The sequence below is a fragment of the Rhodanobacter humi genome, from assembly GCF_041107455.1.
Lineage (GTDB): Bacteria > Pseudomonadota > Gammaproteobacteria > Xanthomonadales > Rhodanobacteraceae > Rhodanobacter_A.
Map to the genome: position 1 here is coordinate 3,492,757 of NZ_JBGBPY010000001.1, position 21,442 is coordinate 3,514,198.

Below are 21,442 nucleotides of genomic sequence, written 5' to 3' on the forward strand. Positions count from 1 at the left end.
CTCACTTCTCACCACTCACTCCTGCCTTCAATGCCCGCGCTGCGGATCGGAATCGAACGACTGCATGTCCGTGCCCGAGGCCGGATGCGGCTTGCCGTCGCCGTCCAGCTTGTCGCCCAGCAGGCGCCGCACCACCACGTAGAACACCGGGATCAGCAGCACGCCGAGGAAGGTGGCGAACAGCATGCCGCCGATCACGCCGGTGCCGATCGCGTGGCGCGAGTTGGCGCCGGCGCCGCTGGAGATGAACAGCGGGAACACGCCGAGGATGAAGGCCAGCGAGGTCATCAGGATCGGGCGCAGTCGCAGGCGGGCCGCATCGATGGTGGCCTCGCGCAGGGTGCGTCCGGCCTGCTGCTCGGCCACCGCGAATTCCACGATCAGGATCGCGTTCTTCGCGGCGAGGCCGATCACCGTGACCAGGCCGATCTTGAAGAAGATGTCGTTGGGCAGGCCGCGCAGCATGGTGAACACCACCACGCCGAGCAGGCCCAGCGGCACCACCAGCAGCACCGAGACCGGGATCGACCAGCTCTCGTACAGCGCGGCCAGCGCCAGGAACACGATGAAGATGGACAACACCATCAGCAGGGTGGCGGCATTGCCGGAGAGGATTTCCTGGTAGGACTGGCCGGTCCAGTCGTAGCCGTAACCCTTGGGCAGGTCGTTGTTGACGATCTTCTGCATCTCGTTCATCGCCTCGCCCGAGGCACGCCCCGGCGCGGGCGAGCCCACGATCTCCACGGCGGAATAGCCGTTGTAGCGGGTCAGCGCGGGCGAGCCCATCTCCCACTTCGCGTGCACCACGTTGGAAATCGGGATCATCGCCGGCGTGCCGTCGGCGTTGGTCTGCGTGGTGCTGGGCGTGTAGAAGTGCTTCAGTGCGTCCGGGCCCATGCGGTAGGGCGCATCGGCCTGCATGATCACGCGCTTCACGCGGCCGCCGTAGGTGAAGTCGTTCACGTACACCGGCGCCAGCATCAGGCTGATCGCGTTGTAGACGTCGCTGACCGAGAGGCCCATCGACTGCGCCTGCACGCGGTCCACGTCCAGCTGCAATTGCGGCGAGTCTTCCAGCGCGTTGGGCCGCACGCCGGTGAGCACCGGATCCTGGCTGGCCTTGCCCAGCAGCGTGTTGCGCGCCTGGGTGAGCGCATCGCGACCGAGGCCGGCACGATCCTGCAGGTACATGTCGAAGCCGCCGAACTGGCCCAGGCCCTGCACGGTGGGAATGTTCGCCACGAAGATGCGGGCGTCATGGATCTGGTACAGCTCCATGTTCGCGCGCTGGATGAATTGCGCGGCGGTGACGTCACGCTTGGCCCAGTCCTTCAGCTTGATGAAGGCCATGCCGGCGCTTTCGCTGTTGCCGATGAAGCTGAAGCCGGTCACCTGCAGCACGCCTTCCACCGCCGGATCCTTGTTCAGGATTGCGCGCATCTGCGCCATCACCTCGCCGGTGCGCTGCTTGGTGGCGCCCGGTGGAAGCTGGATGACGGACAGCGCGTAGCCCTGGTCCTCCTCGGGCAGGAAGCTGCCGGGCAGGCGGGTGTACAGGAAGCCGGCGAGGATCGCCACCAGCACGAACACGAACATCCAGCGCGGCGCATGCTTCACCGCGCTGCCGACGTGGCCGGTGTAGGTGTGCGTGGTCCACTCGAAGAACTCGTTGAACTTGCGGAAGACGATGTTCTTCTTCTTGTGGTGCTCCGGCTGCAGGAAGCTGGCGCACAGCGCGGGCGTGAACGACAGCGCGAGGAAGGCCGAGAAGCCCATCGACACCGCGATGGTCAGCGCGAACTGCTTGTAGATGATGCCCGAGGCGCCCGGCTGCAGCGCCGACGGCACGAACACCGCCGCCAGCACCACGGTGATCGCCACCACCGCGCCGGTGATCTGGCCCATCGCCTTGCGCGTGGCCTCCTTCGGCGGCAGGTTCTCCTCGGTCATGATGCGTTCGACGTTCTCGATCACCACGATCGCGTCGTCCACCACGATGCCGATCGCCAGCACCATGCCGAACAGGGTCAGCTGGTTGATCGTGAAGCCGAGCACCAGCATGCCGAGGAAGGTGCCCAAGAGGGCCACCGGGATCACCAGGGTCGGGATGATGGTGGCGCGGATGTTCTGCAGGAACAGCAGCATCACCAGGAACACCAGGATGATCGCCTCGACCAGCGTGTGCACCACTTCGTTGATGGAGATGGTCACGAAGCTGGTGCTGTCGTAGGGACTGAACCAGCTCACGCCCGGCGGGAAGCTGGGTGCGAGCTCATTCATCTTCGCGCGCACCGCGGTGGCCACGTCCAGCGCGTTGGCGCCGGGCAGCAGCTGGATCGCGAACGCGCCGATCGGCTTGCCGTCCCAGGTGGTGTCGAAGCCGTAGCTGCCGGGGCCGAAGCTGATCTTCGCCAAGTCGCCCAGCTTGACCGTGGTGCCGTCGGGGTTCGCGCGCAGGATGATGTTGGCGAACTGCTCGGGGCTGGTGAAGCGGCCTTCGGTGGACACCGTGGCGGTGAGGCCCTGGCCGGGCACGGCCGGGTCGGCGCCCAGCGAGCCGGCGGCAAACTGCACGTTCTGCGCGGAGATCGCGGCGAACACCTGCGAAGCCGACAGGTTGTAGCCCTGCAGCTTGTCCGGGTTCAGCCAGATGCGCATCGCGTATTCGGAACCGAACTGCTGGGTGCTGCCCACGCCGGGTACGCGCGAGATCTGGTCCAGCACCTGCGAGCCGACGATGTCGTTGAGGCGGTCGCGGTCGATGTTCGGGTTGTCCGACTTGAGCGCCACCACCATCAGGAAGCCGGCGTTGGCCTTGGCCACCACCACGCCCTGCTGGGTCACCTGGGAGGGCAGCCGCGGGGTGGCCAGCGCCACCTTGTTCTGCACCTGCACCTGGGCGATGTCCGGATCGGTGCCGGTCTCGAAGGTCAGCGTGATGCTGGCACGGCCGCTGGCGCTGGACGAGGAGTTGAAGTACAGCAGGTGGTCGATGCCGGTGAGCTGCTGCTCGATCACCTGGGTGACGGTCTTCTCGGTGGTGTCCGCGCTGGCGCCGGGGTAGGTGGCGCTGACGGTGACCGACGGCGGTGCGATGTTCGGATACGACTCCACGCCCAGGTTGAGGATCGCCAGGACGCCGCCCAGCGAGATCAGGATAGCCACCACCCAGGCGAAGATCGGGCGGTCGATGAAGAAACTCGGCATGATCGGACTCCGTTACTTGCCGCTGGCCGGCTTGCCGCCCGCAGCGGCTTGCGGCTGCCACGGCGAGGCTTTGGCCGGAGCGTCCTCACGCACGTTCTGCACGCCGGACACCACCACCTGGTCGCCGGCGGCGAGGCCGCTGGTGATCACCCAGTTGCCGCCGCTCATGCTGGCGGCGACGACGTCGTGGCGCTTGGTCTTGCCGTCGGCACCGACCACGAACACGTAGGCGCCCACGGTGTCGCGCAGCACGGCTTGCTGCGGGATCACGAACACCTTGTGCTGTTCGCCCAGCTTCGCCTGCAGCGTCACGTACATGCCGGGCAGCAGGCTGTGCTTCGGGTTGGGAATCTGCGCGCGCAGGTTCAGCGCGCCGGTGGACGGATCGACCGTGACCGCGGTGAAATCCAGCGTGCCCGGTTCGGCGTAGGCGCTGCCGTCGGGCAGGGTCACCCGCACGCTGGCCTGGTTCGGCTGGGCGAGGGTGACGCCGCCACTGGTCTGCGCCTGGCGCAGCTGCTCCATGTCGGCCACACTCATGGTGAAGTTCACGTACAGCGGGTCGATCTGGTCCACCGTGGTGAGCAGGGTGGCGCTGCCGCTGCCCACCAGCGCGCCCTCGGTCACCTGCTGCTGGCCGGCGCGGCCGTCGATCGGCGAGGTCACGTTCGCGTAGCCGAGGTTGATGCGCGCGCTCTGCACGTTGGCGCGGGCCGCCTGCACCGCGGCCGCGGCGGTGCGCTCGCTGGCCAGCGCATTGTCGAGGTCGGACTTCGAGATGTAGCCCTTCGGCGCCAGCTCACGCGAACGCTGCGCGTTGACCTTGGCGTTGGTGTAGGTCGCCTGCGCCTGCGCCAGCGAGGCGTCGGCCGCGGCCAGTGCGGCCTTGAGCGGAGCAGGATCGATCTGGAACAGCGGCTGGCCCTTCTTCACGTCACTGCCTTCGACGTAGTCACGCTTCAGCAGCACGCCGGCCACGCGGGCGCGCACGTCGGCGCTGCGGAAAGCCGACAAGCGGCCGACCAGGTCCTTGGTCAGCGGCTCGTTCTGCGGCTGCGCGGTGATCACGCCCACCTGCGGTGGCGGCATTTGCGGCGGGCCTTGCTCCTTCTTGCCGCAGGCGGTCAGGGCCAGCAGGCCAAGGCACAACGCGGGTGCGCGCAGGGACGGGGATTTCATGGGGACTCCGAAGCGTGCTGATCGTGATTTGGGGTATCGCGAGGGGAGCGCGTCCAGCCTGCGCCAGGCGCAGAGCATGACGGCGCCACCGCCTGCATGTCGTGTGTCAAAAGTTGAGCACGTCCCGTGCTCCGTACAGGCGGGCGCGGGCTTGAGGAGCGCTACTATACCGTACAGTTCACAATTTATTGAAGGGCTTGCGCGACTTTCTTGCGTGTGCACAGGCCGAGCCGGCGCGCAGATCCGGGCTGCCTCTGCGCGAACCCGGACGGAGCATGCCAGTGCACATGTCGTGACGACGCATCCGTCGGTTGCCCCCGCGCGCGACTGGCGTGTCCGCCGCGCGTGCTCGCGTCATGGTGCTGGCGACGCGCGTGCACGCTACGCACGGGTACGGACAAACCACGTTTCATGACGCTGTGCACAACGGCGGCACGGTGGATTCACCCTGACGCGGAGCGTATCCTTTTGGGGCTTTATCGCGTCAATTCGTTCCCACTACCAGTAGATGCCATGAATGCCATTCGTGCAGCCCATGAAGTTCCGCTTCAGTCCGCCGTGTTCGAGGCCCTGAAGCAAGCCGGATACCCCACCCAGCGCCTTGATGAGGCGCAATTTTTTATCGGCGCCTTCTTCGCGCGGGTAACGGAGGGCGACCGCGGTCTGCACACACCGGCGCAATGGGCCGCCCTGGCCGGCGGCCTGCTGGACTTCATGCAGCAGCGCACGCCCGGTCGCGCGGCGTTGCGCGTGCTGAATCCTGAAGTGGGTCATGCCGGCCGCGGCTGGCTGCAGATCGTCACCGACGACATGCCGTTCCTGGTCGACACGGTGAGCATGGTGATCTCGGCGCGGTTGCAGATCCACGCGGTGATCCATCCGGTGCTGGCGGTGCGGCGCGACGCGGCCGGCAAGCTGCAGAGCTTCGGCGGCGACACGGGCACGGCCGAGTCGGTGATGCACTTCGAGATCGACCGCGTGGCCGACGCGGTCGAGCAGGCGCAGCTGATCGCGCAGGTGGAGGCCGCGCTGGAGGACGTGCGCGTGGCCGTCGGCGACTGGGCGGCGATGCGCGACAAGGCGCTGGCGATCGCCGACGAGCTGCCGCAGCGCAAGCCCGCGCTGGATGCGACCTCGGCCCGCGAGGCCGGAGAATTCCTGCGCTGGATCGCCGCCGACAACTTCACCTTCTTCGGCTACCGCGAATACGAGGTGGCCGATGCCGACGGCGAGCGCGTGCTGCGTGCGGTCGACGGCTCGGGCCTGGGCATCCTGCGCAAGAGCGAGCAGTCGCTGGCGCCGCGTTCGCTGAAGACGCTGGCGGCCAGCGAGTTGCCGCATTCCGGCGCGGTCGACGCGATCATCCTGACCAAGACCAATGCACGCTCGCGCATGCACCGTCCCGGCTACATGGATTACATCGGCGTGCTCAAGTTCGACGCCGGCGGCCGTGCCGTGTCGGAGCAGCGTTTCCTCGGCATGTTCACTTCCAGCGCCTACATGGCGCGCCCGCAGGACGTGCCGCTGGTGCGGCACAAGGTGGAGGCGGTGCTGGCGCGCTCGAGCCTGAAGCGCGACTCGTATTCCGGCAAGTCGCTGCGCCACATCCTGGAAACGCTGCCGCGCGAGGAACTGCTGCAGAGCAGCGAGGACGAGCTGTTCGCGATCGCCGTCGGCATCCTCGAGCTGCGCCAGCGCGCACACACGCGGCTGTTCATGCGCCGCGACCGCTACGGCCGCTTCTTCACCTGCCAGGTGTTCGTGCCGCGCGACCGCTTCAACACCTCGGTGCGCGAGCGCATCGAGGCACTGCTGGGCGAGGTGTTGCACGCCGAGCAGGTCGATTCGTCGGTGCTGATGGGCGAGGACGCACTGGCGCGCCTGTACATCGTGGTGCGCCCGAAGATCGGCGACCAGCCCGGATACGATCTCGCCGCGCTGGAGCAGGGCGTGGCGGCCATCGCGCGCAACTGGCACGACGACGTGCGCGACGCGCTGGTGAGGCTGCGCGGCGAACATGAAGGCGTGACGCTGGCGAACCGCTACGCGCGCGTGCTGCCGCCCGGCTACATCGACGACGTGAGCCCGGCGGTGGCCGCCGAGGACGTGCACCAGCTGTCGCTGCTGGAAGGCGACAACGCGCTGCGCATGTCGTTCTACCACCCGCCGAAGGCACCGGAGACGCTGCGTTTCAAGGTCTACCGTTCCGGCGGCGACATCGCGCTGTCCGAGGTGCTGCCGCAACTGGAGAACCTGGGCCTGCGCGTGCTCACCGAGCACGTCTACGAGATCCCCGGCGACAGCGTGCCGCTGTCGATCCAGGACTTCGAGGTGCAGCCGGTGGGCAAACTCACCTTCAGCGTGGAGCAGGTCGGCTCGCTGTTCGAGCACGCGTTCGAGCAGATCTGGCGCGGCAACGCCGAGAACGACGGCTTCAACCGGCTGGTGCTGGGCGCCAAGCTGAGCTGGCGCCAGGTGGCGATGCTGCGCGGCTACTGCAAGTACCTGCTGCAGGCCGGCAGCACGTTCTCGCAGCCGTACATGGAGGACACGCTGAACCGCTATCCGGCGATCGCCGGCCTGCTGGTGGAGCTGTTCCTGGCCAAGTTCGACCCGCGCCGCGAGACGCTCTCGACTGACGAGCGCAAGACCGCCGCCGCGCTGCTGCACGGCGAGATGTCGGCGCTGATCCCCGCGCACGTGCAGGCCGCGAATCCGGCGCTGGTCGACGGCCTCGCCGCCGCGCTGGCGCAGCCGCGCGCCGAGCAGATCAAGACGATCGAGGGCGCGATCAACGTGCTGCTGGAGAACGTCGCCAGCCTCGACGAGGACCGCATCCTGCGCAGCTTCATTGCGGCGATCCACGCCACCCTGCGCACCAGCTTCTTCCAGCAGTGGAACGGTGCGTACCGCGACTACATCAGCTACAAGCTCGATTCGCACGCGGTGCCCGAGTTGCCCAAGCCGGTGCCGTACCGCGAGATCTGGGTGTGCGCGCCGCGCGTGGAAGGCATCCACCTGCGCTTCGGCGCGGTGGCGCGCGGCGGCCTGCGCTGGTCCGACCGCCGCGAGGACTTCCGCACCGAGGTGCTGGGCCTGGTGAAGGCGCAGATGGTGAAGAACACGGTGATCGTGCCGGTGGGCTCGAAGGGCGGCTTCTTCGTCAAGAAGCCGCCAGTGGGTGGCGATCGCGACGCGCAGCAGGCCGAGGGCATCGCCTGCTACAAGCTGTTCATCAACGGCCTGCTCGACATCACCGACAACCTGGTCGAGGGCAAGGTGGTGAATCCGCATGACGTGGTGCGCCACGACGCGGACGATCCGTACCTGGTGGTCGCCGCCGACAAGGGCACCGCCACGTTCTCCGATATCGCCAACGGCATCTCGATCGAGCACGGCTACTGGCTGGGCGACGCGTTCGCCTCCGGCGGCTCGAACGGCTACGACCACAAGGGCATGGGCATCACCGCGCGCGGCGCGTGGGAATCGGTGAAGCGCCACTTCCGCGCGCTGGGCCGCGACAGCCAGTCGCAGGACTTCACCTGCGTGGGCATCGGCGACATGTCCGGCGATGTGTTCGGCAACGGCATGCTGCTGTCGAAGCACATCCGCCTGGTCGCCGCGTTCGACCACCGCCACGTGTTCATCGACCCGAACCCGGACGCGGCACGTTCCTTCGTCGAGCGCGAGCGCATGTTCAAGGTGCCGCGTTCGAGCTGGGACGACTACGACAGGTCGCTGATCTCCGCCGGTGGCGGCGTGTGGCCGCGCAGCGCGAAGGCTATCCCGGTCTCGCCGGAGGCGCGCGCGGCGCTGGGCCTCAAGCCCGAAGTCACCCAGATGGCGCCGAACGAACTGCTCAACGCCATCCTCAAGGCGCCGGTGGACCTGCTCTGGAACGGCGGCATCGGCACCTACGTCAAGGCCGGCAGCGAGACCCACGCCGACGCCCGCGACCGCGCCAACAACGGCCTGCGCGTGGACGGCGGCGAGCTGCGCTGCAAGATCGTGGGCGAGGGCGGCAACCTCGGCATGACCCAGAAGGGCCGCATCGAGGCGGCGCAGAAGGGCGTGCTGCTGAACACCGACTTCATCGACAACTCCGCCGGCGTGGACACCTCCGACCACGAGGTGAACATCAAGATCCTGCTCAACGACGCGGTGCATCGTGGCGAGCTCAGCGAAGCGGACCGCAACAAGCAGCTGGCCGCGATGACCGACGAGGTCGGCCAGCTGGTGCTGTGGGACAACTATCGCCAGAACCAGGCGATCACCCTGATGGAGCACCAGTCGGTGAAGCGCATCGGCTCGATGGCGCACTTCATCCGCACGCTGGAGTCCGAGGGCCAGCTCGATCGCCAGGTGGAGAACCTGCCCAGCGAAGCCGAGCTGACCGAGCGCAAGACGCGCGGCCAGGGGCTGACCCGGCCGGAGCTGGCGGTGCTGCTGTCCTACGACAAGATGCGCCTGTTCCAGCAGTTGCTCGACTCCGACGTGCCGGAAGACCCGTACCTGTCCAAGGAACTGGTGCGCTACTTCCCCGCGCCGTTGCACGAGAAGTATGCCGAGCACATGCAGCGCCATCGCCTGAAGCGCGAGATCATCGCCACCGCGGTGACCAATTCGACGATCAACCGCATGGGCGCCACCTTCATGATGCGCATGCAGGAGGACACCGGCAAAGGCCCGGCGGCGATCGCCAAGGCGTACACCGCCGCGCGCGAGATCCTGGAGGCGCGCGAGCTGTGGGCCGAGATCGAGGCGCTGGACAGCAAGGTGGCCGAAGGCACCCAGGTCGACGCGGTGATGCAGGTGTGGTCGCTGCTGCGCCACATGACCCGCTGGCTGCTCAACCGCCCGGGCGGCACGCTGGAGATCGCCGCCAACGTCGAGCGCTATCAGGCCGGCGTCAGCGCCCTGCGCAAGGCGTTGCCGGAGGTGCTCACCGCCACCGGCAAGGGCGACTTCGCCAGCAGCCAGGAGAAGTGGGAAGGCCTGGGCCTGCCCGCCACGCTGGCGGTGCGGCTGGCGCGCGTCTCGGAACTGCGCGCGGCGCTGGACATGGTCGAGGTGGCGCAGCAGAGCGGCCAACCGATCGAGAAGGTCGCCGGCGTGTTCTACGAACTGGGCGAGGCGCTGGACCTGGAGTGGCTGCGCGGCCAGATCGAGGCGCTGCCGGTGGAAGGCCACTGGCACGCCCAGGCTCGCGGTTCGCTGCTGGACGAGCTCAACCACCAGCATCGCGCGCTGGCCCAGCAGGTGCTGACGCTGGCCGGCGGCAGCAAGGGTGCTTCGCCGGTGCAGGTCTGGCTGCAGCGCGACGACGCCACGCTGCAACACACCCGCGGCATGCTGGCCGAGATCCTCACCCAGAACGCCGACTACCCGATCGCCTCGGTGGCGGTACGTCGGCTGGCGCAGCTGGCGCAGGTGCCGGTGGGTTGATGTCCTGTTTCCTCCCCTCTCCCGCTTGCGGGAGAGGGGTTGGGGGAGAGGGCAACCTCGCGAATGACTTTATGCAGTACTTGAAGCCCCGGCCCTTCCGGGGCTTCGCTTTTCCGACGTGCCGCCGCGCCCATGCAGTAAGCTCCCGGCATTGCCTTCGGAGCCCGCTCGCCCATGCGCTTCGCCTTCGTCGCCAGTGACACCAGCGTCGCCCAGCAGGCGCGGCGCAAGCTCGTGGAGCGTTACGGCGACGCACCGGTCGACAAGGCCGAGCTGATCGTGGCGCTGGGTGGCGACGGCTTCATGCTGCGCACCCTGCATGCGCACCTCGCGCTGGGCGTGCCGGTGTACGGCATGAAGCTCGGTCGTGTCGGTTTCCTGATGAACAAGCATCGCGTGGACGAACTGTCCGAGCGGGTGGCGCGCGCGCACGCGGCCGAACTGTTTCCGCTGGAGATGCTGACCACCGATGCCGCAGGCGACACCCGCCGCGCGCTGGCCTTCAACGAAGTCTCGCTGCTGCGCCAGAGCAACCAGGCCGCGCACATCGAAGTCAAGCTCAACGAGACGGTGAAGCTGCCGAACCTGATCTGCGACGGCGTGATGGTGGCCACGCCGGCCGGTTCCACCGCCTACAACCTCTCCGCCCACGGCCCGATCCTGCCGCTGGATGCGAACGTGCTGGCGCTCACCCCGATCAGCCCGTTCCGCCCGCGCCGCTGGCGCGGCGCGATCCTGCCGCACCGCACCCGGGTCAGCCTGCGCGTGCTCGATCCGGGCAAGCGCCCGGTCAGCGCCACCGCCGACTTCCACGAAGTGCGCGACGTGCGCGAGGTGCTGGTGAGCCAGTCGATGGAGCAGGGCGTGCGCCTGCTGTTCGATCCCGAGCACAACCTCGAACAACGCATCCTCGACGAGCAGTTTGCTGCCGACTGATAGTCAGGGTAAGGGGCTCTTGCACACGGGTCCGGCCGCCCCGTAGGAGCGCACCCCCGGATCAAGTCCGGGGCAGGCTCTGTGCGCGAATGCTTTTGCTCCAGTCAGCGCCAGAGCCTTCGCGCACAAGGTGCGCTCCTACAGCAAAGCCAGTCTCACGCTGTGCGCATCGCTTGCGCTAGATTGACCCCATGCCCCCATCCACCATCCACGACCCTGCCGCCACCACCGACAACCGCCTCGTCGTGGCGATCTCTTCGCGCGCTCTGTTCGACCTCGGCAACAGCCACGCGCTGTTCGAGCGCGAAGGACTGGATGCCTACCGCAGCTTCCAAATCGCCCACGAGGACGAGATCCTCAAGCCCGGCGTGGCCTTTCCGCTGGTGCAGAAGCTGCTCGACCTCAACAAGCTGGCGGGCGACGTGCCACCGGTGGAGGTGATCCTGCTCTCGCGCAATTCCGGCGACACCGGCCTGCGCATCTTCAACGCGATCCAGCACTACGGCCTGGAGATCAGCCGCGCCGCCTTCACCAGCGGCGCGCCCACCTCCGACTACATCGCGCCGTTCAAGGCCGACCTGTTCCTCTCCGCCAACGCCGAAGACGTGGGCCGCGCGCTCAAGGCCGGCGTGGCCGCGGCCACGATCCTGCCCAGCACCGCGCCGCCGCGCATGAGCGAGCAGCTGCGCATCGCCTTCGACGGCGATGCGGTGATCTTCGGCGACGAGGGTGAGCGCGTCAGCCGCGAGGAAGGCCTGGAAGCGTTCCATCGCAGCGAGACCGAACACGCGGCCGAACCGCTTTCCGTCGGCCCGTTCCGCGGCTTCCTCACCGCGCTGCACCGGCTGCAGGCCGCGTTTCCCGCGGAGAACTCGCCGATCCGCACCGCTCTGGTCACCGCGCGCTCCGCGCCCGCGCACAAGCGCGTGATCCTCACCTTGCGCAAGTGGGGCGTGCGCATCGACGAGGCGCTGTTTCTCGGCGGTCGCGACAAGGGACCCTTCCTCGACGCATTCGGCGCCGACATTTTCTTCGACGACTCGCCGGCGAACGTGGAATCCGCGCGCAAGCATGTGGCTACGGGGCATGTGCCGCACGGGGTTTCAAACCGCTGAAGCAAACCCTTCGCTGCAGGAGCGCACCCTGTGCGCGATGGCCTTGGCGCTACGGTCGGAGCGAAAGACAATCGCGCGCAGTCCTATCGGTGATCCGTTGGATCACGGCACCGAATGCCCCTTGCTCGCCGTCCAGATCGCGTACCAATCCTCGGCGTCCAGCGAAACATCCAGTGCGGCGACGGCCTCGTGCAGCCCGGCGACGCGGCCCGTGCCGGTGATCGGGTGCGGGCGCGAGGGGTGGCGCAGCACCCAGGCGTAGGCCAGCGTGGCGAGGCTGACGCCCAGGCGTTCGGCGATGCTCTGCATCTCGGCGCGCACGCGCACGGCTTGTTCGTCCTCGCCGCTGAACAGGCGACCGCCGGCCAGCGGCGACCAGATCATCGGCCGTGCGCCGAGTTGCTGGGCCTGGTCCAGCGTGCCGTCGTCCAGCGCGTCCAGTTGCATCGGCGACAGTTCGACCTGGTTCGTCGCGAGCGGATGGCGGGCATCGAGCAGGGCGAACTGGCTGGCCGAATGGTTGGACACGCCCCAGTGCGCCACCTTGCCCTCGCGGCTGAGCGTGGTGAAGGTGTCGGCCAGCGCGGCGGCGTCCATCAGGTAGTCGGGGCGGTGGATCAGCACCAGATCCAGTTGCTCGGTATGCAGTTTGCGCAGCGACTGTTCCACCTGCGCCCGCACGTAGGCGGCCGAGGTGTCGTAGTAATTGACCCGGTAGGGCCGATTGGCCGAGCGCAGGCGGATACCGCACTTGGTGATGAGCTGCATGCGTCGTCGCAAGGCGGGTGCGGCCTGCAGCGCTTCGCCGAACAGTACCTCGGCCTGGTAGTCGCCGTAGATGTCCGCGTGGTCGAAGCAGGTGATGCCCAGCTCCAGCGCCTGCTCGATCCAGCGCACGCGCCCGGCCACGTCGAGATTCCAGTCCCGGATGCGCCACAGGCCGGCGACGATGGGGGAGAGGGTGAGGTCGGGACGCGGTGTGGGCTGCATGGTCTTGGCCGAGGAGGGAAGGATGCGGGGTATCAAACGAGCTTGGTGCGCTTCCACCATGAGGTGACCCGCTCCTCGCGCACCAAAGTGAACAGGCCCGCGCCGAGGATCAGGACGATGCCGACCCCCATCGGCCAGTCGAGCTTGTCGCCGAACAGCCAGTAGCCGAAGGCGATCGCCCACAGCATCTGGCTGTACTGGGTGGGCGCCACGCGGTTGGCGTGGGCGAGCCGCGTGGCGTACATCAGCAGCACGCTGGCCAGCCCGGCGAGCAGGCCGTAGCCGGCGAGCAGGCCCCATTGCGCCAGGTTCGGCCAGACGAAGTGCGGCAGCATCAGCACGCCGCCGGCCACCAGCGGGCCGATGATGCCGGCGCCGTAGAGGCTGATGCGTTTTTCCTCGGCGCCGGCCATGCGCAGCGCCACCACCGAACCCGCCGCGGCGATGCCGCAGGCGATCGCGGCGAAGTGGCCCAGCCCCAGGTGGCGGAAGCCTGGGCGCAGCACCACCAGCACGCCGGCGAAACCCGTGAACACCGCGGTCCAGCGCCGCCAGCCCACGTGCTCCTTCAGCAGCAGCACCGAGAGGATGGTCACGAAGATCGGCATCAGGAAGATCATCGAGAACACCTCGGCCATCGGCAGCAGGGTGAACGCGGTGACCGAGGCGATGTTGCCGACCGCACCGGCCAGCGCGCGCACCCACCACAGTTTCGGGCGGCGCGCGGCGAACACCTCGTGCCAGCGGTCGCCCTTGTCCATCAAGAAGGGCAGGGCGGCCAGGCCCAGCGCGGCGCCGATGCATACCGACTCGTACGGTGGCACGCTGCCGTGCAAGGCCTTCACGAAGGCGTCGCTGATGGCAAAGGCCGCGAAGCTGGCAAAGCCCAGCAGCACACCCTTGAGCATGGGTTTTCCGTGGCGGGAAGGGGATTGGCCCGCATGATCGCACGACGCGCCTGCTGCGCAGCCGGTACTGGAATCTCGATTGATCGCCGTCCGGGCGATCAATCGAGTCAGCGAGTCTGGCGCGTGTCCAGACTCGCTTCCGCAGCCGAGCATTTGAATGCTCAATTGCGTGCGACACATCCATGTGTCGCGGGCGCTGAGGATTGGCGTTCTTTGCTGCGCCCGGTCATGACCGGCATGGGGTGGGCCGGGTAGAATCCGGGGTTTCCTGTCCTTCAATGGAACGCCCATGGCTGCCGCCCGCCTGAACCCGCTCGACCTGTACGACGTCCGCTCGCTGCTCTCCGACGAGGAGCGCATGGTGCAGGACACCGTCGGTCGCTTCGTCGACGAGAAGGTTCTGCCGATCATCGGCGACGCCTTCGACCAGGCGCGCTTTCCCACCGAGCTGATCCCGGAAATCGCCAGCCTCGGCCTGCTCGGCGCGACGATCCCGGAGAAGTACGGTTGCGCCGGCATGAGCGGCGTCAGCTACGGCCTGATCTGCCAGGAGCTGGAGCGCGGCGATTCCGGCCTGCGCAGCTTCGCCTCGGTGCAGAGCTCGCTGGTGATGTACCCGATCTACGCCTACGGCAGCGAAGAGCAGAAGCTGGAATACCTGCCGCAGATGGCGGCGGGCGAGATCATCGGCTGCTTCGGCCTCACCGAGCCGCACGGCGGCTCCGACCCGGCCAACATGAAGACCCACGCGAAGAAGGATGGTGGCGACTGGGTCATCAACGGCGCCAAGATGTGGATCACCAACGGCAACCTCGCGCAGGTCGCCGTGGTGTGGGCGCAGACCGACGACGGCATCCAGGGCTTCATCGTGCCCACGGCCACGAAGGGCTTCACCGCGCAGCAGATCCACAAGAAGATGAGCCTGCGCGCCTCGGTCACCAGTGCGCTGTTCCTCGACAACGTGCGCGTGCCCGACGCCAACCGCCTGCCCAACGTGAAGGGCCTGAAGGGCCCGTTGGGCTGCCTGACCCAGGCGCGCTACGGCATCACCTGGGGCCCGATCGGCGCGGCGCAGGCCTGCCTCAAGGAAGTGCTGGACTACACCGCCGAGCGCATCCTGTTCGATCGACCGTTGGCCGCCAATCAGGCGATCCAGCTCAAGCTCGCCGACATGGCCCGCCGCATCACCACCGCGCAGTTGCTGTCGCTGCAGTTGGGTCGCCTCAAGGACGCCGGCATGATGCAGCCCACCCAGGTCTCGCTGGCGAAGTGGAACAACTGCCGCATGGCCATCGACATCGCGCGCCAGTGCCGCGACATCCTCGGCGGCGCCGGCATCACCACCGAGCATGGCGCGATCCGCCACGCGCTGAACCTGGAATCGGTCATCACCTATGAAGGCACCGAGACGGTGCACGAGCTGGTGGTCGGGCGTGAGCTGACCGGCATCAACGCGTTCTGACTGCCTTCCTCGATTGAAGAGTGGAGCGGGGGGCAGCTCCGTTGACTCCCTCTCCCCCGAACAGGTTCGGGGGAGAGGGCTCGAACCGTCACGCCGGAAGTGAACGATGAGCTGGCAAGACATCCGCATCGAAACCGAACGCCTGATCCTGCGCCCGCCGCGGATCGAGGACTTCGACGCGTATGCAGAGAAGATGGCCGATGCCGAAGGTGCTCGCTTCATCGGTGGTGCGCAGGCGCGCGCCGTGGCCTGGCGCGGTTTCCTGGCTTCGGCTGGCGCCTGGGTGATCCAGGGTTTCTCCATGTTCTCGGTGATCGAGAAGGCCAGCGGACAGTGGATCGGGCGGCTCGGTCCCTGGCAGCCGGAAGGCTGGCCGGGTACCGAGATCGGCTGGGGTCTGGCGCGCGTGGCCTGGGGCAAGGGTTATGCCTACGAGGGAACCGTGGCGGCCGCCGACTGGGCCTTCGCCCATCTGGGCTGGAGCGAGATGATCCATTCCATCGACCCCGGCAACCACGCCTCCCAGAAATTGGCGCAGCGTTTGGGTTCGACCCTGCGCGGCCCCGGCAAGCTGCCCGCGCCGTTCGAGGATGCGCCCATCGAGATCTGGGGCCAGACGCGCGAGCAATGGCAGCGCCGTCGCGCATGAACCCGGCGCTGCGCGAAGCGCTGGCAGCGGCCGCGCCGGATCTTGAGCGCCATTGCCGCGACCCGTGGACGGTGATCGGCAGCGCCGCTGCCGCGCTGGCCGGCGCCGAGGTCAGCGTGGCCGACCTCGACGTGCTGACCAGCGTGCGCGATGCCGAGGTGCTGATCGCGCTGTGGCACGACCGGCGCTATGCCGCGTACCTGCCCGTCACCGGCGCGGGTCGCTTCCGCTCGCGCTTCGCGCGTTTCCGCTTCCCCGGCCTGCCGCTGGAACTGATGGGCGGCCTGGAGCTGCACGGCCCGCAGGGCTGGCAGCCGGTGCGGGTGCGCGCGACGGTGCGGGCGGACTGCGGCGGCATCGCGGTGCCGATTCCCGCGCCGGCCGAACAGGTGCGCCTCCTGCAAGACTTTGCCCGACCCAAGGATCTGCAGCGCGCCGCCTTGCTGGCGGCCGTGCACTCGCCCGATCGATAATCCTCCTTTCGCCGCACCGCGGCTTCCCGCTACGGAAGACACCCCACCATGTCCGCCACCCCCATCGCCGCCCGCCACAAGGGTTTCAACCGCGCCGAGATCGTCGACCAGAACTTCACCGAGTTCGTCGGCGAATGGCGGGGCGACGTGCGCGCCGCGCCGCGCGACGATGCGCCGGTGCTGCCGGGCAGTGCGCTGGATGCGCGGGGTTTCCGCGATCTGCTGGAGTCGCAGCTGATCTCGCGCCACCTGGACCTGATGGCGCGTGTGCTGCGCGTGCAGAACAAGGTGTTCTACACGATCGGTTCCTCGGGCCACGAGGGCAACGCGATGGTGGCGCGGCTCACGCGGCATACTGATCCGGCGTTCCTGCACTACCGCTCGGGCGGCTTCATGGCCGAGCGTTTCCGCAAGCTGCCGGGCATGGACCCGGTGATGGATTCGGCGCTGTCCTTCGCCGCCAGCGCGGAAGACCCGGCTTCGGGCGGCCGCCACAAGGTGTGGGGCAGCAAGCCGCTGTGGGTGCTGCCGCAGACCTCGACCATCGCCTCGCACCTGCCCAAGGCGCTGGGCACCGCCGTCGCCATCGACCACGCGCGGCGCATCGGCCACACGCTGCCGGTGCCGGAGGATTCCATCGCGATCTGCTCGTTCGGCGATGCGTCAAGCAACCACGCCACCGCGCAGACCGCATTCAACGCGGCGGCGTGGACGGCCTACCAGAAGCTGCCCGCGCCGGTCCTGTTCGTGTGCGAGGACAACGGCATCGGCATCTCGGTGAAGACGCCGACCGGCTGGGTCGCGAGCAATTTCCAGTCGCGTTCCAACCTCGATTATTTCTATGCCGACGGCCTCGATCTCGCCGAAGGCTACGCCCAGGTGCAGCGAGCGGTGGAGCATTGCCGTGGCACGCGCCGCCCCACCTTCCTGCACCTGCGCACCACCCGCCTGATGGGTCATGCCGGCACGGATTTCGAGATCGAGTGGCGCAGCATCGAGGAACTGGTGGCGCTGGAAGCCACCGATCCGCTGCTGCGTTCGGCGGCGATCGCGCTGGAGTCGGGGCTGTACACCAAGGACGCGCTGCTGGCGCTCAACGAAGCGACGCGCAAGCGCTGCTTCGCCGCCGCCGAGGACGCGGATCGCCGTCCGCGCATCACCACGCTGGCCGAGGTGATGAAGCCACTGGCGCCGTACACGCCCGCGAAAGTGAAGGCCGAAGCCGAGCGCAGCGACGATGCGGAGGCGCGCCTCAAGGCCTTCGGCAGTGCGGAAAAACTGCCGGAAAACCAACCGCCGCGGCATCTGGCCATCCAGATCGGCCAGGCGCTGCACGACGTCATGGCGAAGTACCCCGAGTCGCTGCTGTTCGGCGAGGACGTGGCGCAGAAGGGCGGCGTGTACACGGTCACCAAGGGTCTGCACAAGGCGTTCAAGAACACGCGCGTGTTCAATACGCTGCTGGACGAGACCGTCATCCTCGGCCTCGCCCAAGGCTACGCGAACATGGGCATGCTGCCGATTCCGGAGATCCAGTACCTCGCCTACTTCCACAACGCGGGCGACCAGATCCGCGGCGAGGCGGCCAGCCTGCAGTTCTTCTCCAACGACCAGTACCGCAATCCGCTGGTGATGCGCGTGGCCAGCCTGGGTTACCAGCGCGGCTTCGGCGGCCACTTCCACAACGACAACTCGATCACCGCGCTGCGCGACATTCCCGGCTTGGTCGTGGGCTGTCCCTCACGCGGCGACGATGCCGCGACGATGCTGCGCACGCTCACCGCGCTGGCCAAGGTGGACGGCCGCGTCTGCGCCTTCCTCGAACCGATCGCGCTGTACATGGCCAAGGATTTGTACGAGGCCGGCGACGGTGCGTGGCAGTTCGCCTATCCCGCACCGGGCGAGGCGATGGCGCTGGGCGAGGGTCGCGTCTACGACGACAAGGCGAAGGACCTGGTGGTGTTCACCTTCGGCAACGGCGTGCCGATGGCCTTGCGCGCCGCGCGCACGATCGAAAAAGAGCTGAAGTGGAAGGTGCGCGTGGTCGACCTGCGCTGGCTGGCGCCACTCAACGACGCCTTCATCGCGGCGCAGGCAAAGAGCGCGAAACGCATCCTCGTGCTGGACGAAGGCCGCAAGAGCGCTGGCGTGGGCGAGGGCGTGATCACCGCCATCGTGGAAGCTGGCTTGGGCGCCACGCCGCTGGAGCGCGTGGTCGGTGCCGACACCTTCACCCCGCTGGCCGGCGCGGCCTTCCTGGTGCTGCCCGGCGAAGCGGATGTGGTGGCCGCGGCACACAAGCTGGCTTGACGCTTCGCTGTTGTAGGAGCGCACCCTGTGCGCGAATGTCCTGGCGCTTGATCAAAGCCCAAAGCATTCGCGCACAGGGTGCGCTCCTACCCGGAAGCCTGCTCACCCCGCAAACCCGCCCGCATCCAGAAACGCCTGCTCCTCGGCCGTGGTCGCGCGGCCGAGCACGGCGTTGCGGTGCGGAAAGCGGCCGAAGCGCACGATCACGTCGTGGTGGATGCGCGCGTATTTGGCGTAAGTGTCCAGCCCCTCGCACAGCGCCACCGCGCGGTCCTGATCGGCCAGTGCCTCGCTGTGCTCGAACGGCAGGTAGAAGAACACGCGTAGCGCCGGTTCCACGGCGCGGTCGTGGCCGCGCACCACGGCCTGCCGCGCGAAGGCCAGTGCCAGCGGATCGGTGGCGAACATGTGCGCGGTGTCGCGGAAGGCGTTGCGCGGTAGCTGGTCGAGCAGGATCAGCAGCGCCAGCGCGCCCTCGGCCTCGTCCAGCCAGTGGTCGAGTTCACGCCGCGCGGCGGCCATGTGCGTGTCGAGGAAGCGCGTGGTGAAGGCAAGATCGAACGCCTCGTCCTTGTCGAACCACTTGTCGGGACCGGCCTCGTGCCAGAAGCGGACGACTTCATGGGGTTGGACAGGTTCGGTCATCGCGAATGCCTTGCTGGATGGGAGCAGGGCATGGTCGCACAGTGCCGGCCTGTGCCAGTTGTCACCCTCGCGCAGCGCGCACGGGGTGCTAAGTTGAAGAAATCCCTCGACCCGACCACAGGTGCCGCCATGCCCATCGCCACGTTCGTGCGTCCGCAACCCGTCCGTAGCCATGTCGTGGCGCGCCTCGCCTTGGCCGTGTCGCTAGCGTTGGCCGGTGGTTCCGCCTGCGCCCAGGTGTCGCGCAGCACGCAGGTGCCGGTGCCGCAGGACACGCCGTATCCGGGCACCATCGCGATCCATGTCGACGCCAGCGACACGCGGCAAGGCATCTTCCGCGTGCACGAGACCATTCCGGTCGAGGCCGGCAAGCTGACCCTGCTGTACCCGGAGTGGATTCCCGGCAACCACTCGCCCAGTGGCCCGGTCGCCATGCTCGCGGGCCTGAAGCTCAGCGCCAACGGCAAGCCGGTCGCATGGAAGCGCGACAAGTACGACGTGTACGCCTTCCACCTCGACGTGCCCGCGGGCGTCACCAGCCTCGATGCGGATTTCCAGTACCTGTCGCCACGTGACGGTGGTTACGAGATGACCGACCGCATGCTGATGCTGGAATGGGACAAGCTTTCCCTGTACCCCGCCGGCCACTACAGCCGCGACATCCATGTCACGCCCAGCGTGACGCTGCCGTCGGGCTGGCACTTCGGCAGCGCGCTGGAGACGGCTGCGCAGTCGGACAGCACCACGACCTTCAAGCCGGTCAGCTACAACAATCTGGTCGACTCACCCATGTACGCGGGCCAGTATTTCAAGCGCGTACAGCTCAACGACGCCGGTCAGGCGCCGGTGCATCTGGACATCGTGGCCGACGCACCGAAGTACCTGGAGATGACGCCCGAGCAGCTCAAGCAGCATCGCGCGCTGGTGACCCAGGCGGTGAAGCTGTTCGGCTCGCATCACTACGACCACTACGACTTCCTGTTCTCGCTGTCCGACGAGCTGGCCGGCAACGGCCTGGAGCACCACCAGTCCAGCGAGGACGGCATGGGCGCGGACTACTTCACCGCCTGGGCCGACAACGCGCCGAACCGCGATCTGCTGGCGCACGAATACGTGCACTCCTGGAACGGCAAGTTTCGCCGCCCGGCTGACCTCACGACGCCGAACTTCAACGTGCCGATGGGCGATTCGCTGCTGTGGGTGTACGAGGGCCAGACCCAGTACTGGGGCTTCGTGCTCACCGCGCGCGCCGGCCTGTGGACGCCGCAGCAGTTCCGCGATGCGCTGGCGATGGTGGCGGCCAACTACGACCGCAACCGCCCCGGCTTCCAGTGGCGCACGCTGGAGGACACCACCAACGACGCCACCGCCGCGCACCGTTCGGCGCTGCCGTACCGCAGCTGGCAGATGAGCGAGGACTACTACTCGGGCGGCCAGATGCTGTGGCTGGCGGTGGACGCCAAGCTGCGCGAACTCACCCACGGCAAGCAATCGCTGGACGATTTCGCGAAGGCCTTCTTCGGCGTGGACAACGGCAGCTACGTGACGAAGACCTATACCTTCGACGACGTGGTCTCAGCACTGGACGGTGTGGCGAAGTATGACTGGGCCGGTTTCCTCAAAGCGCGTGCCGATGCGCTGAATCCGCCGCTGCTGGACGGTCTCGCCGCCTCGGGCTGGAAACTGATCTACACCGACACGCCCAGCGCATACGAGAAGCAGTACAACAGCCGGCCGGAATCCTCGCGCCACATGTACAACTTCGCCTGGTCGATCGGCCTCACGCTCACCAAGAGCGGCGAGATCAACGACGTGCGCTGGAACGGCCCCGCGTTCAAGGCCGGCGTCAGCACCGGCGCCACCGTGGTGGCGGTGAACGGGCAGGCGTATTCCAGCGATGCACTGAAGGAGGCGATCACCGCCGCCAAGACCGGCGCGGCGCCGATCCAGTTGCTGCTGAAATACCAGGGCAACCTGCAGACCGTGCCGGTGGACTACCACGGCGGCCTGCAATACCCGCACCTGGAACGCATCGCCGGCACGCCGGATTACCTCGACCAGATCATCGCGGCGCGCAAGTAGCGCCGTGGCCGCTCCCCTCTCCCGCTGGCGGGAGAGGGGCT

Annotated in this window: 13 protein-coding genes; 8 read left to right on the forward strand and 5 right to left on the reverse strand. The window is 67.8% G+C overall.

Features of this window, described 5'->3' with window-relative positions; genetic code table 11:
- Positions 1-27: 27 nt before the first annotated feature.
- Positions 28-3,207, reverse strand: coding sequence for a multidrug efflux RND transporter permease subunit (locus tag AB7878_RS15455; RefSeq protein WP_369495213.1), 3,180 nt, complete (start codon positions 3,205-3,207; stop codon positions 28-30).
- 12 nt (positions 3,208-3,219) lie between these two features.
- A complete protein-coding gene (locus tag AB7878_RS15460; RefSeq protein WP_369495214.1) occupies positions 3,220-4,386 on the reverse strand; it encodes an efflux RND transporter periplasmic adaptor subunit in 1,167 nt (388 codons plus the stop codon).
- A 513-nt stretch (positions 4,387-4,899) separates the two neighbouring features.
- On the opposite strand from AB7878_RS15460, the gene AB7878_RS15465 reads away from it, so the two are divergent.
- The 3 genes from AB7878_RS15465 (at position 4,900) to AB7878_RS15475 (ending at position 11,882) form a co-directional block, all read left to right on the forward strand.
- Positions 4,900-9,831, forward strand: a complete 4,932-nt coding sequence (locus tag AB7878_RS15465; RefSeq protein WP_369495215.1) for an NAD-glutamate dehydrogenase — start codon at positions 4,900-4,902, stop codon at positions 9,829-9,831.
- Positions 9,832-10,005: 174 nt separating this feature from the next.
- Entirely contained in the window at positions 10,006-10,767 is a 762-nt protein-coding gene (locus AB7878_RS15470) for an NAD kinase (RefSeq protein WP_369495216.1), read from the forward strand.
- Between the two features lie 191 nt (positions 10,768-10,958).
- Positions 10,959-11,882 (forward strand): 5'-nucleotidase, encoded by a 924-nt coding sequence (locus tag AB7878_RS15475; RefSeq protein ID WP_369495217.1) that lies wholly within the window; start codon positions 10,959-10,961, stop codon positions 11,880-11,882.
- 102 nt (positions 11,883-11,984) lie between these two features.
- On the opposite strand, the gene AB7878_RS15480 is transcribed toward AB7878_RS15475, so the two are convergent.
- Entirely contained in the window at positions 11,985-12,872 is an 888-nt protein-coding gene (locus tag AB7878_RS15480) for an aldo/keto reductase (protein ID WP_369495218.1), read from the reverse strand.
- 32 nt (positions 12,873-12,904) lie between these two features.
- Positions 12,905-13,780, reverse strand: a complete 876-nt coding sequence (locus AB7878_RS15485; RefSeq protein ID WP_369495219.1) for a DMT family transporter — start codon at positions 13,778-13,780, stop codon at positions 12,905-12,907.
- A 289-nt stretch (positions 13,781-14,069) separates the two neighbouring features.
- On the opposite strand from AB7878_RS15485, the gene AB7878_RS15490 reads away from it, so the two are divergent.
- The 4 genes from AB7878_RS15490 (at position 14,070) to AB7878_RS15505 (ending at position 18,674) form a co-directional block, all read left to right on the forward strand.
- Positions 14,070-15,242, forward strand: a complete 1,173-nt coding sequence (locus AB7878_RS15490; protein WP_369495220.1) for an acyl-CoA dehydrogenase family protein — start codon at positions 14,070-14,072, stop codon at positions 15,240-15,242.
- A gap of 106 nt (positions 15,243-15,348) precedes the next feature.
- Positions 15,349-15,891 carry a GNAT family N-acetyltransferase gene (locus AB7878_RS15495; RefSeq protein ID WP_369495221.1) on the forward strand — a complete coding sequence of 181 codons (543 nt, stop codon included), beginning with the start codon at positions 15,349-15,351 and terminating at the stop codon, positions 15,889-15,891.
- A complete protein-coding gene (locus AB7878_RS15500; protein WP_369495222.1) occupies positions 15,888-16,364 on the forward strand; it encodes a hypothetical protein in 477 nt (158 codons plus the stop codon). The genes AB7878_RS15495 and AB7878_RS15500 overlap by 4 nt, the downstream gene beginning before the upstream one ends.
- 48 nt (positions 16,365-16,412) lie before the next feature.
- Positions 16,413-18,674 carry a thiamine pyrophosphate-dependent enzyme gene (locus AB7878_RS15505; protein ID WP_369495223.1) on the forward strand — a complete coding sequence of 754 codons (2,262 nt, stop codon included), beginning with the start codon at positions 16,413-16,415 and terminating at the stop codon, positions 18,672-18,674.
- A 102-nt stretch (positions 18,675-18,776) separates the two neighbouring features.
- Here the strand turns inward: AB7878_RS15505 and AB7878_RS15510 are convergent, their stop codons facing one another.
- Positions 18,777-19,319: a DUF924 family protein gene (locus tag AB7878_RS15510; protein ID WP_369495224.1), complete on the reverse strand. Its 543-nt coding sequence runs from the start codon at positions 19,317-19,319 to the stop codon at positions 18,777-18,779.
- 129 nt (positions 19,320-19,448) lie between these two features.
- On the opposite strand from AB7878_RS15510, the gene AB7878_RS15515 reads away from it, so the two are divergent.
- On the forward strand, positions 19,449-21,401 hold the full coding sequence (locus AB7878_RS15515; RefSeq protein ID WP_369495225.1) for a M61 family metallopeptidase: 1,953 nt from the start codon (positions 19,449-19,451) through the stop codon (positions 21,399-21,401).
- Positions 21,402-21,442: the final 41 nt, after the last annotated feature.